This is a genomic window from Arthrobacter sp. MYb229 (genome assembly GCF_002975405.1).
Lineage (GTDB): Bacteria > Actinomycetota > Actinomycetes > Actinomycetales > Micrococcaceae > Glutamicibacter.
In genome coordinates this window covers 1,311,196-1,324,653 of record NZ_PCPS01000001.1, presented here as the reverse complement: position 1 = coordinate 1,324,653, position 13,458 = coordinate 1,311,196, and the positions used below count along the sequence as shown (strand labels likewise).

The following is a 13,458-nucleotide window of genomic DNA, read 5'->3' as shown; positions in this document are numbered from 1 at the left end:
CTTAAAGCTATAAGTGTTGTACTAACGCCCGCAGAGGCCTATCATCGAAGGCCACAGGTCCGGCACGACCTCAGCTGGCGCAGCCGGATAACTTGGACTCCCGCAATGGCGCGGGGATCAGAGGAACATTTCATGGCACCTGAACATCTCAAACCCCGCAACGCGCTGACGGTGTGGGTGACATTGTGCGCCATGCTGGCCTTCGGGTTGACCGCACCGGCCACCTCCGCCGCTTCAGTGGATTCTGGCCTCCAAGCACAGACTATCCGCGTAGCGACCGGCGCCTTCGACCCCGAAAATGCGCCACCTTCCAAATACATTAAACGAGTCACCGAGACCCGAACCACGGTCAACCTGAACCTGCGCTCCCAGCCGACCACGAATTCCACCTCCTACGGGGTGATGAGCAAGGGAACTGTCGTCACGCCGACCGGCAAGAAAGACGGTGCGTGGAGCCAGCTGAAATGGGGATCCCGGACCGGATGGGCAGCCAGCCAATATCTGGAAACACGCACCTATACCAAGGACGAATCGGTGCGGTACATGACCTCATTCACCCAGATTTTCGCGGAAGCAAATGACAACCGTGCGATTGGCGGGGTTAATTTCCGCACCCAGGTCAGCCTGCTCAACGTCAGCGGTTCGTGGTCCCAAATCAAAACGGCCTACTACTACGGCTGGGTGCCATCCTCCAAGGTCACCAAGGTGCGCCCCGCCAAAGCGTACCGCTACGTCTACAAGAGCGGCCCAATCTACTCCCATCAGGACAAGAGCAACTCGAGGGTCGTTGGCCGCATCCACCACTCCGAAAAATACGAATATCGGCGCTGGGACTCCGCAAACCGGCGCGATGAAATCCTGGTCGGCGGCAAATGGGTTTGGAGTTCGGTGACCGACAGGCCGTATGTCTCACCGCAGTACCGCTACGCACAGGAAAACGGAAGCACCTACAACAAGGCCGATAAATCCAGCGACACCAAAGTCGGAACCATCTCGCGCGGCACCAAGGTGCGTTGGGGCGCCTGGAGCTCGGCAAACCGCCGGGACGAGATCCTGCACAACGGCCGCTGGGTCTGGACCGGGGTCACCAACCGCATGAAGCCTCCCGGATATATCCCGGATACCATTTCCGTTTCGCCTTACGGTTGTTTTGGCTCCAAGAATGCTCCCTTGCGCAAGACCCCGCGCAGCGACCCGTATGACAGCATCCTGACTACTCTGAAAAAGGGGGATAAGGTCACTGTCACCGGCAAGGCCGAAGGCGGTTGGGTCAGGGTGAACTACGGCAGCCGCACCGGCTACGTCAAAGAATCCTATGACCTCCGCCAAGATGGACCGTACTCGATAGCCGTGTACGGCACGCTGCGCACCGGACAGTCGGCCTACAACCTGATGGCGGGATTCCAGCAGAAGGTGATGGATCAGCGCTTTGCACGGTCTTCGCTGTATCAACTATGGAACGCCAACTGGACCTTTCTGACCAACGGCAGTGGAACGGTGGTCAACGAACAGTTCCAGTACTCCGACTCGCGCGGACCGGAGATGCTCCGGAAATTGGACATCTACGAGAGCCAACTGAAGTACAACGGCAAGCCGATGTATACCAGGCAGCGGGTCGGCATGACAGACGGTTCGCAGTCGTGGACCTATAAGACCACGAGCGAATCCGAGAAGGTCGTGAAGAACTCGGGCCGGTTTATTTCTTCCGGCGATTTCCTCAAGCGCTCCTAGCCAGGATCATCACCCTGCCGCCCGCCGGCGGCTCAAGCCGAAAGGCCGCACTATGAACACGAACAAACGGGTTATCGGACTCACCACCGGTGCAATGCTCGCCGCCGGCGCGGTCACCGGCGCAGTGCTCATGGCCAACGCCAACGACGGCCCTCCGGCGCAGGCCAGCAATACCGCGGAACACCAGATTGCAGACGTAGCAGCCACCGATCCGCAGACCGGGGAGAAGGTCTATGTGGATTCCGAATCACAGGTGGTCAAGAAACTTGGCGAGGCTGGAAAACTCACCGTCGAAGGCGAGCAGGCGCCTTCGTTCGAAATCACGGTCAGGAAGGTGCAGGCCTTGGAGAGTTGCCAACTTCGCGGGTTCGGTCAACAGCTCGAACCCGAAAACGGCACCTTCCTGCTGCTCGACATCAGCGCAACCCTAGATGCCTCCGCAGCAGCCGCGGTGGATGAGGACATTGCCTTGATGCCTCTGGACGCGTCGGTCTTTGGGGTATCGCAGGGGGAGAACGAGAACATCACCTATGACCTGGATACCATTGCTTCCTATTCTTGCGAGGTGCCGAACGCCTTGGACATTGCGGTCGGAGCCGGGGATACGGTCACCGGTCAGCTGATGCTCGATTCGCCGTTTAGCTCAGGCCAGGTGATCTACGATCCGGAGAAAACAGGCGGTTGGACCTGGGGATTCTAGCCAGCAACGGATGCCGATGCTGCCGGGAATGCTTGCGCACCGCCGATTACTATTGCCCGCAATTACCGAACTTTGCTGAGCCTTGGGTCACAATGCCATCGATGCAGATGGGCAACAACCACCTTGAATGCACCGATGGGTAGGGAAGTTTATATATAGATGCAGATCAAGCCGCTCCCGCGTCAAGCTAAGATTAGGTAACTGTTCAGTCTTTGTTCAGCTTAGATCGATAGACATGAAAAGTAGGCCTCGAGTATTCGAGGCCGTTTCTACGTTGGCAAGCCGCGCATACCCCGTCTTGCCTTGCGAATCTATCCCCGGACAAAGGATCCCGCCGCACGTGAGCCTGCAGCAAACCAAGACTGTCGCGTCCGCGCCACAACCCAAACCGGCGGTTTTCCGTGGGGACATCCAAGGGCTGCGTGCCATCGCGGTGGGAATCGTGGTGCTCTATCATTTCTGGCCCACCGCCCTGCCCGGCGGATTTGTCGGGGTCGACGTCTTTTTCGTGATCTCTGGATTCTTGATCACCACGCACCTGATCAAACGTCCACCGCAGAACCTCAAGGACGTAGCGCAATTTTGGATGCGCCGCGTCAAGCGCCTGCTGCCCGCCTCATTTCTGGTGATCCTCAGTGCACTCGTCGGAGTTTGGTTGCTGGCGCCGGTCACCCTCTGGCAGGACTGGGGATTCCAGGCCATCGCGGCCACCTTCTATTTCCAGAACTGGTATCTGGCCACCTCCAAGGTCGACTATCTGGCCGAGGCGGATTCTCCAAGCCCCTTCCAGCACTTCTGGTCCCTCTCGGGCGAAGAGCAGTTCTATCTGGTCTGGCCGATTCTCATTGGCGCGCTGATCATGGCGGCCGTGCGTTTGGGATGGAACCGGCGCAACGTTGCCGTGGCCGGCGTCGGGCTGATCTTCGCCTTGTCGCTGGGGTATTCCATGTACGCTACGGCCAATGATGCGGGTACCGCCTATTTCTCGACCTTCACCCGTGCATGGGAATTTGCCGCCGGCGCGTTGGTCGCTGCGTTGGGCAAGCGCGCCTACGCCGCAAAGAACAGCGTGCTGAGTATGCTGGCCACCTGGGTGGGGCTAGCGGCCATCGTGTTCAGTGCGCTGAGCTTCGACGGCGAGATGCCTTTCCCCGGATACATTGCACTCCTTCCGGTCCTTGGCACCGCTCTGCTGCTGCTAGCTCATTCGACACACAAGTGGTCTCCGAACAAGTTACTGGCAAACCGCTTCATGGGTTTCTTCGGCGATAATTCCTACGCCATCTACCTGTGGCACTGGCCGATACTGATCCTTGCCCCCTACGTGGTGGCAGATTTTGGAGTGGCGGCCCAGCTCGGTGCGCTGGCTTTGACCTTGGTGCTGTCGGTGCTCACGCAGAAGCTCGTGGAAGTCCGTTTCCGCAAGTTCATCGAGGTATCGAAGCATTTCAGCGCGCCGCGATTCTTGCTTGCGGGCTCCGCGACCTTGGCCTTGGCCGCCGGCGCGTTCTATTCGATGAGCGGCGCCATCATGGAGGAGTCCAAGGACATCTCCGCGTCCGTCAAGCGGGTTAGCGCCCAAGTTGGCGTCGATTGCTTTGCGTCCAACGGGCTGACGGATGAATGCGTGGCCAAAAAGGGCATTCCGGACAGATATCAGCAATTAGCTCCGGCGCCCATCATGGCCAAGGAGGACAAGCCCGATATCTACCAGGACGACTGCTTCGCCGGCCAAGGGGACAACTACGCCGAGCGTCCCGTGTGCAGCTTCGGCGAGGGGAAAATCAAGGTTGCGCTCGTGGGCAACTCGCATGCCGGGCAGTGGGTCCCCGCAGTGAAGTCCATCGCAGAAAAACGCGGGTGGGCACTGGATACCTACCTGATCAGCCGCTGCGCCGTGATGGGCGAGCCGCAGGACTATGACGAGCAAGCCTCCATCGATGGCTGCACCGAGTACGCCGGGTGGGTCACCGGCGAGATCGAGAAAGAGGACTACGACCTGGTCATCTCATCGAGCCGGCAGTCGCTGCCGGTGCTCGGGCAAGATCTGGCAGGGTCCGCAGAGCCAGCGAAAAAAGCATTCGAAAAGACCCTGCGCGAGTGGGAAGGCACCGGAGCGCAGGTCGCGGTCATCCGCGATACCCCATTCCCCGGAAGCACCGTGGACAACCTGCCCGATTGCGTGGCCGAAAATGAGCAGCGCCTGGGCGAATGCAGCGGCGCGGCCGAAGAGTGGATTCCCATGGATCCACAGGTTGACGCGGTGAATTCCCTGGACGATCCGAATATTGTGGCGCTGAGCATGAATGACAAATTCTGCCGGGATGAGACATGCCACGGCGTTATCGGCGGGGTGATCGCCTTCTGGGATCACTCGCATCTGTCGCAGACCATGGCCGCGCATCTGGCCACACCACTGGATGCCCGATTGAAAGCGGCACTGGACAACGACAAGCTGTTCGCCTCGAACAAAGAGTAAAACCAATCCAAGGCCTTGCCGGTACGGCTCGGCGGCAAGCATCCGAACATGGCTGTGGGTCGCATTTCTTAGGAAGAAACGCGACCCACAGCTATATCTTTGGCGTAATTCCACACCAGCAGGTGAATCAACCACGTTGTGTGACTGGCCTCGTAGCAGTTTGACCAGATATCCCGCTTGCAAGGATGAACAAATTACAAACAGTCGACAAAAGACTTGTAGGACGCCGCCGTTCTATCTATGATCAGAATCGTGGCGGTACTCTCTATTTAATCGCTACCAATAAATCGGTTACTTGGTGGTTATGGGTGGAGAGTTTTTCTGATGCGCAAACAACCTAAATTCAGTCAACGTGTTGTGGCAATCGTTGGCTTTCTCGCGTTGGCGGCACCGTTGTCACTGACGCCTTCGGCGCATGCCGTCGAGCCGGTCATGTCCGTACGGATTCAAAGCGCGGGGCATGAAGCCGAACACGCTCCACCGTCGAAATACCTGAAAAAAGTCACCGAGACCAGCACCACGGTGAATCTGAAGTTGCGTAAAAGTCCAGCCACGAATTCCGATTCCTTGGGCGTCATGTCCAAGGGGACCGTCGTTAAACTCACCGGCAAAGAACAAGGCAACTGGAGCCAGCTCAAATGGGGTTCAAAGACGGGTTGGTCTGCGGGTTGGTCTGCGACACAGTATCTGAAAACTCGTAGAGCCTGTCAGATGGATTGTGTAAGACCCCTAGTCAATTGATAGAAAGAGACTAGGAAAACACAATATGACCATCCAGAAAGACCAGGCCGAACAGACAGTGGAAAACGCCTCCGATATCGCCGAGAAAATCGCCGCCCTGGGATCCATGGACGCCGTGAAGGAATCAGGTGCTTTTGACGAACTCATGGGCTTCATTGACCGAGGCGAGATCCAGCTCGACGGCAAAAACGGCTTCATTCAGCAGATCATCCGCGCAGGGCTGGAACGCGGCCTGAAATCAGAGCTCAGCAACCACCTGGGCTACGACAAAGGCGACGGGCAAGGACGGTTCGCGCCGAACTCCCGCAATGGTTCCTACCCCAAGACCGTGTCCACTATCGCCGGCGATGTTGACCATGGCAGGTTGATGCTCGACTCACCCTACGGAACTGGTCAAATAGTGTATGACCCCGAGAAGTCCGGTGGCTGGACTTGGAGCTACTAACGTCCGCCTGAGAGTTTCACATTTGATCGTGATCTTCATTCATGGGAGTCTTAGGGACATTGGGAACTCGCCATGCTAGATATTGTTGATTAGCAGATGCGAAAGGGAACGGTGATAGTCACAATCCTGCTCTACGACCGGGAAATGCCGCGGACGAAAGTTGCAGTGTGGCGCGCGTGACTTGGTCACTGTCGGTATCACGACAATGAAAATTACCTCCATGCAACTCGGAATTGAACGCTCACAGATTGATATTCGAACAACGCTGATCCCGTCTCAGAAGCCAGACTAGTGTAATTTGGACACGAGCGAGAGCTAAAGAGCATCCACCCTTTGGTTGCTTCAACATGTTGGTTTCTATTGGAGCTAAATTGATTCCTGAAGCGTCGAATATTTCAACACCTATCCCAATGTTGCTGCCTGGGTCTCTAGTCCGTGATGCAACGGGACTGGTTAGATCTGTACTTAACAGAGCTTCTGGGTTCTCGGGATTTGGGATTTCGGCTTGCCTTCTGGTTCATGTTTGGCAGCCCAATCTGAGATTCGAAGTCGAGCGACTCAGGTTAGATGGAATGTTGTTGAAAAATACAACTGTAGTGAATCTGCACGAGGATTTATCTCGCGATGATCCAGGTAATTCTCCTTCGCCATATGCTCTTCAAACGTTCGAAGGGTATGAATCGGGGCTTCGAAAAGTACCAGATGATTCGAGTGCAGACGTCGTAAGATATTACGCAGAAGATGAGTACGTCTTATTCGTTATGCACGAGGCGTTCTCTGGACAGGTCCTTTTTGCGGACCATCTTCGTAACGGAAAACGGTATAAGAGATCCTTTTTCGACTCAGGAAACTTAGAAATAAAGGTCGCTTGGTTTAATCAGGCTAACGATCTTGAGGCCGAAGAGTTCTTCACCAAGTCGGGTCGGAGATACCTCCTGGACGAATCTCCGGGCAAATATATCGGGCGGATCAGAGCCTATGATTCAGAAATGAACGAAACAATATTTGCGTCCAGAGGTGAGCTAATCCACTATTGGCTCAGCAACTTTCGGCCTGATTTGGTCGAGAATTCCGTCCTGATTTCTGAGTACGCGTTCATGTTTGGTGGACTTCAAAAACTGAGAATCACGAATAACTGCGGGGTCATCTACACTCTTCACAGTAGCCACCTAAGCAATCCTCACCGGTATGGTGCACCCGTGAAGCCAGAACTTGTCGAGACTCTGGAAAACCTTAAGTTGATGGATGCTCTGGTTGTCCTGACTCCTCAACAGCGTTTTGATCTTATGAAATCAACTGGTGCGCCGAACGTTGAAGTAATACCTCACGCCCATGCCAAGCAATCCGAAGTCCGTCGCAGAATACCTCGTGAGCCTGGCTTGTTCGTGATGGTGAGTAGATTATCCAAAGAAAAACAACACGAAGTGGTGATCCGCGAGTTCGCCCGTCTGGCTGCAGACCAGCTAGAAGCGAAGCTAGAAATCTGGGGAACTGGGCCTCTTGAGCAAGAGCTACGGGAATTAATCATAGGTCTTAAAATGGAAGATCGAATCAAACTTAAGGGATTCACTAAGGAGCCGTTGAACGAATACGCTCGGGCTGAGGTAGGACTATTTTCTTCGCAGTATGAAGGTCAATCGATTTCGCTCATGGAGGCATTGTCCCAAGGTTGTGTCCCTGTTGCCTACGATTTTAAGTATGGGCCTCGAATGCTCATTCGTGACATGGTCAATGGGATCATAGTAGATATGAACGATAGCGCTGATCTAGTATCTTCAGCTTTCAAACTGATCATCGATCGAGAACTACTTAGCGATCTTTCGGAGAATTCAATACAATCAGTCGAGGAATTCACCCAAGAAGCTATGGCGATCTCATGGATTGCCTTATTTAATAAGGTCAAGAGCAATAAACACCTAGGGAAGCATGATTCGTTTAGATAAGAAAACTGTGCGCCTAGTCGTTCAACGTGAAAATCTTACTGAAACTTGCAACGCCATCAAGACCTTGTCAAACATTGATTATATTCAGGTAGAGCATGGCGTCTTCTCCGACGAAGAGTCAAACTTGATCCAAATATCGATGAAGAATCCTGAGATTAAGCGATTGGTATCCACACTAGCGGTCAATGGATTCCATGCTTATGAGGCGTCTGGCACCCGAACCAAATTCGTACGCCAGGATGAAATTCCGAGCCTATGGCACAAGGTACGTTCGGGTGAATACAAAGTTTCCGAGGATGGCCTTATTCATACGCTGGAATCAGATGCCAGTTCTCCTCCCGAATCGCTGCTTGTTATTTTCTCATCTATGGCGGACGTCTACAACAAGTCGTCGCTGATGAGGTACTTCGAACAGAATTTCAAGTCAGCGTCAAAGCACGTTCCACAGACAACCGCCATACTGAGAATTGCAGATGTTGGAGGTGTCGTAGGAGGCTTCTATATGCCAACAGTCTACGATCCTGACGCTGCTTCGAAAGTTAGTAGGCTCATTGGCAAAACAATTTCTCAGCTGAACGTTGCTTCTTCTCGAACTGTACTTTACGGCGCTTCCAAAGGCGGTACCGGGGCCCTCTATCATGGGCTAATTTCGGGTTTGAAGTGTATTTCCGTTGACCCAGTTATCAACGACGATTATTACGAGCGTCGCTATAGCGACAGCCACTGGACTAGCGAGTCGATCTTCATTCAGCGCAAACAAGCCGCCTTCGACGGCTTGCTCGACCGCACAACAGGTGGCTTGAATCCGAGATCCGAAAACTTAGTAGTGGTTTCCTCTCCTGGTTCCCCTTTGTGGCCGTCGATCTCCGAGTATTGCACCAGGATTGATCCGTTGCGCGTGCAGCTTCTGATTAGTAATAGCCCAAACATCACTGATCACCCACATGTCTCACAACAAACATTGCGGACGGTAGTTGGGCTCATCAATACTGGACTGGCCGGAATCGAAATTCCTGCTGGGAAGACCTATATTTGAATCGATCTAAAGAAAACTTGACTATCTTTGCGGGCGGCAGATGGCGTTATTTTCCAAGTTGGGATAATCGTAGAATTGCGGTCTAAGCGATTCACCAAGTATCTTTCGCTTCAATACCGTCGAGCAGCCTGAAGACATCGTGCTATGGATCTTGCCGTTGCAACGAATGAGTCCGGGGAAGAGCGACAACTATTGGTGAATATCTTTAATCTGTGAAAGCAATGTTTTGCTTTTGGGTATACTTTGATGACTGTTCGGGAAATGGTTGAAATACGCCGTTAGACCGTGAAACTGGGGAGAGTAATGAGTTTTCTGTCGGATGCATCGAAGCGTATACGCGCGCGGTTAGCAGAGAAATCTGGTGAGTGGGATCGGGCAATCGACCTTTACCGGAATCTGGTCTCAGAGAACGGTAATGAATTTCCCGAGGACCTCTACAGACTGGGACACGCAGCTATCCAGATAAAGAGCTTCGACATCGCGGCTGAGGCTTTTCAACAGCTCGTTCAGGTAGACCCCTCCGCACATTACTGGTATCGATACGGTTTCACCCAACAAAAGTTGGGAAACTGGTCGGAGGCAGTTGGTGCGTATCATGAAGCGATCGAAATCAACGGTTCAAATGCTGATTGGCATTACCGGATTGCCGTATGTGAGGAAAAATTAGGTAACTCGTCTGAAGCTATTTCCGCTGTTCGACAGGCAATCTCAATTGCGCCGGAAGTCGAGGCGCACCATAACAAATTGATTGCGCTTGTACGCAAAACGAATCAGTTGTGGATGCTTGCTGAGGTACTTGAGCACGCAATTCGACAGTTCCCGACGAATGCCGTTTGGCGCAAGCAATTGTCACAAGTTCTCGTTTCACTGGAGCGACACGAGGACGTCGTCAATGCTTTAGCAAACTTAGAGCCCGAAACTGCGCCCAATGCGAAAAACAGTTTCTACCATGGACGAGCCTTGGAGCAATTAGCGCGCCATAAAGAAGCTCAACTTCAGTACGCGATTGCCATTGCGAACGACAAAGTTCTTAATTCGAGTGAACTCGGCATTGGTGTCTTCTTCCAAGCAGAAGGAGACTATACATCCGCCTTGAAGTGGTACGGACGCGCCATTAATAGGAACGCCGCGGTACCCGAACTTCACTATCGGATGGGTCTTTGCTATGAACGGATCTATGAATGGGAGAAAGCTAGGGCATCTTACGAGGTTGCCGTACTCGTGGATCCGAAACGTGCGGGGTGGCACTACCGCTTAGGGCTAGTATGCGAACGACTTGAAATTTTTGACTCTGCGGCAGCTGCCTATAGGCGGGCACTGGAGAAGTTGGGCAAATCGAACAAATATTGGGCTTATCGACTCGGTCTGTCATTGCACAAATCTGGAAAAGACTATGAGGCTTGTGAAGCATTTGGGCTCCATCGGGAAGTGATGCCAGCACCAAGCGAGTCCGACACAAATAATGCACTCGGAGATTCACAGTCGTCGGAAACCGCGCCTGGCTCTAGAATAATTGATCTTCAGACCATCAACGCGGATGAACAGAAAGAGACGCTGCGTAGAGTTTTCGGAATCCAGAGTGCAGAACTCTCGTTCGATGCGGGCGTATCGTTGGCAGAAGAAGGCTTGTTTGCTTTAGCAACTGAGGCATTCAAAGACGCTGTACTGCGCGCTGACGATCACACTGCAAAATATTATGTTCACCTGGCGCAGTCATTTCTAAGTCTAGACTTACCGTTCGAGGCTGCTGAAGCTTTCATCGGATCTAGAATTATTGGACGTCCTTTCGGTATTGACGAAACGCCGTACTTGAAATCATTGGATTCAAAAAGAAATGTTCATTATGCCGAATTCTGCGACACTTTGCTTCTCGAAGAAGAGTGGATCTTATACGAATCGAATGCAGGACAGGCTGTCGGATGTAATCCTTTGGCGTTATTCCGTGAGTTAACTGCGCATGAGACTTATAGCCGATTTATGCACTTTTGGGCGGTGGCGGATGATGAGGCCATCCCCGATGAAATTCGAGGCAACCCTAACGTAATTATTCTGAAGCGGAACTCGACCGGATATATGCGTGTGCTGGCGTCAGCGAAATACCTCATAAATAATAATACTTTCGCTCCTTATTTTTCTCGGAGAGTTGGTCAAAAATACCTTAACACATGGCATGGAATCCCAATGAAGACTCTTGGCCGTGATATTAAGACAGGCACTCTGGATCATAAGAATGCGGCCCGGAATTTGCTTCATGCGACGCACATTATTGCACCGAATCAACACACGCTTGACATATTGATCGAACGCAACGACGTTCAAGGAATTTTCAGCGGAAAGGCGGCTTTAACCGGATATCCGCGTGTCGACACGATAGTGGAGTCGCGAGCGGATAGGCAAGCTGAATTGCGAATTGAACTGGGGGTGCTGGCTGGGGAAGAAGTCATTTTGTATGCGCCAACTTGGCGAGGTGACCTACAGTCGCAGCTGGTCGACGTCGAACAAATTAAGTCAGACCTAGAAGCCCTCGCAGAAACTGGACGCAGGGTTTTCTTCAAAGGGCATACGATGGTGGAGAAACAACTTTCTTTTTCTACCACGATCCTTAACTTGGTCCCAAAGCATGTCGACACAAACGACATGCTTTCAATTACAGACGTTCTCATAACAGATTACTCGAGTATCCTTTTCGATTTCCTACCGACTGGCAGAAAAAGTATTCTGTACGTATTTGACGAGCCTGAATATCGATCAACTCGCGGATTGTATTTTGAGCTGTCTGAGTTCCCTTCGCACGTATGTCACTCGATAGATGAAGTGCGGAACTGTCTAGCTCTGGATATTCCTGTCCAAAGTGAAAAGGCAAAATGGGCGCATGAGGAGTTCTGGGCTTTGGAAGATGGCTCATCAACGAGAAGAGCAATCGAATTTTTCTTTGAGGACAATGCGAAGCACGAAGTCGAGCTGAATTCCAGCCGTAAGCAGATTTTGGTCTATCAAGGATCGTTTATTCCAAATGGAATTACATCTGCCTTTAGTAATCTCATCAGTAGTCTCGATCTGAGTGATCCTGAGATCACAGTTGTTATTGATCCAGGTGCGGTCTATGGTGACCCGAAACGAGCGGAAATATTTGAAAAATCCCGTGATCGTTTTAAGACACTAGCCAGAGTTGGACGGCACCTTGGAAATATCGAAGAAATGTATGTGCTGAGTCGCTTCAGCAAACATGGTTTCGTGGGTAACGAGCGTTTTAGGGACATTTATTTCGCTGCTTTTTCGAGAGAATATCGGCGTATTTTTGGCGAAGCAAGTTTTGATAGCACGTTGTGCTTCGAGGGCTTTTCGGTATTTTGGGCCTCGCTTTTGGCCGCAGGCCGAAAGCAGGATTTGCAGCGTCAAATAATGCTACATAGCGATATGTTAATGGAGCAGAAAACCCGGTTTAACGGTCTTACCAGGCTGTTTAGCCTATATGGATCGTTCGATAGATTGATTTCAGTTTCTGAGAGTGCGCATGAAGTTAACCAGAATAACCTTTCTGCTGACTTCTCGGTGCCAGAAGAAAAGTTCACATACGCCAACAATCTAATCAATAATGATGAGATCCTGGCTAAGTCTCAAGAGCCTTTGGATGACGAAGTCGCAGCATGGATGCAATCTGGAAGTAGCTGCTTTGTAACTGTTGGGCGGCTCTCGCCTGAAAAAGGTCATCGAAAATTGATCGATGCTCTGGATACCGCAAGGCGATTGACCGGTCTGGACCTGCGGCTGCTTATAGTTGGCGGAGGGACGTTACTTCATCAGCTGACAGACCATGTGCGCGCGTTGGGACTTGAAGATTCCGTACGTTTATTGGGGTACTCATCAAACCCATATCCGTATATGAGGCATGCTGATTGCTTTACGTTCTCCTCGGACTATGAGGGGCAAGGGATTGTCGTTCTTGAGGCGTTAGTCCTAAATCTGCCGGTGATTAGTGTGGATGTTGTGGGTCCACGCAGTGTTCTGCAAGGCGGACTGGGACAATTGGTTGCCAACGACGTGGAAAGCATTGCTCGTGCACTAGCGGAATTTGGGAAGAGCCCTTTTAGTGCATGTGACTTTGATGGCATCGAATACAACGATAAGGCGAAACATCAAATGGTCGGACTTCTGACCGGGAGCCACTAAACGTACTCACGGCTACTACGAGAGCGGGCGTAACAATCGATCAACGCAGATCGTTGATGCGGGTTGCCATGTTTCCGGTGAAAGGAACAAAGTTGCTTTCTGGTTGATTTCTCGCCTTTTTATTAGTTGATAAATTTCATCTTTTAGCGACCCTGACATATTTATTCGGATCATATTCATACAATCCTGAGAAGTCTATTTACTTAAAGTGAA

General features: G+C 52.1%; 7 protein-coding genes and 1 pseudogene. All 8 read left to right on the top strand.

Annotated features, from left to right (window positions below; translation table 11 throughout):
* The first annotated feature begins 132 nt into the window (after window positions 1–132).
* The gene (locus tag CQ019_RS06205) at window positions 133–1,731 is read left to right on the top strand and encodes an SH3 domain-containing protein (protein WP_181148273.1); all 1,599 of its coding nucleotides are present in this window, start codon (window positions 133–135) and stop codon (window positions 1,729–1,731) included.
* A gap of 52 nt (window positions 1,732–1,783) precedes the next feature.
* The gene (locus CQ019_RS06200) at window positions 1,784–2,431 is read left to right on the top strand and encodes a hypothetical protein (protein WP_105569185.1); all 648 of its coding nucleotides are present in this window, start codon (window positions 1,784–1,786) and stop codon (window positions 2,429–2,431) included.
* A 340-nt stretch (window positions 2,432–2,771) separates the two neighbouring features.
* Complete coding sequence (locus tag CQ019_RS06195; RefSeq protein ID WP_181148272.1) at window positions 2,772–4,910, top strand: acyltransferase family protein; 2,139 nt, start codon at window positions 2,772–2,774, stop codon at window positions 4,908–4,910.
* 324 nt (window positions 4,911–5,234) lie between these two features.
* Window positions 5,235–5,651, top strand: coding sequence for an SH3 domain-containing protein (locus CQ019_RS06190; RefSeq protein WP_105569183.1), 417 nt, complete (start codon window positions 5,235–5,237; stop codon window positions 5,649–5,651).
* 25 nt (window positions 5,652–5,676) lie between these two features.
* A pseudogene (locus CQ019_RS06185) lies at window positions 5,677–6,006 on the top strand (transposase); the annotation flags it as partial.
* A 668-nt stretch (window positions 6,007–6,674) separates the two neighbouring features.
* The gene (locus tag CQ019_RS06180) at window positions 6,675–8,039 is read left to right on the top strand and encodes a glycosyltransferase (protein WP_181148271.1); all 1,365 of its coding nucleotides are present in this window, start codon (window positions 6,675–6,677) and stop codon (window positions 8,037–8,039) included.
* Window positions 8,023–9,075, top strand: a complete 1,053-nt coding sequence (locus tag CQ019_RS06175; protein WP_105569181.1) for an XcbB/CpsF family capsular polysaccharide biosynthesis protein — start codon at window positions 8,023–8,025, stop codon at window positions 9,073–9,075. Before CQ019_RS06180 ends, CQ019_RS06175 begins: the two co-directional genes overlap by 17 nt.
* 303 nt (window positions 9,076–9,378) lie before the next feature.
* Window positions 9,379–13,245, top strand: coding sequence for a CDP-glycerol glycerophosphotransferase family protein (locus tag CQ019_RS06170; protein WP_105569180.1), 3,867 nt, complete (start codon window positions 9,379–9,381; stop codon window positions 13,243–13,245).
* The last annotated feature ends 213 nt before the right edge of the window (window positions 13,246–13,458 follow it).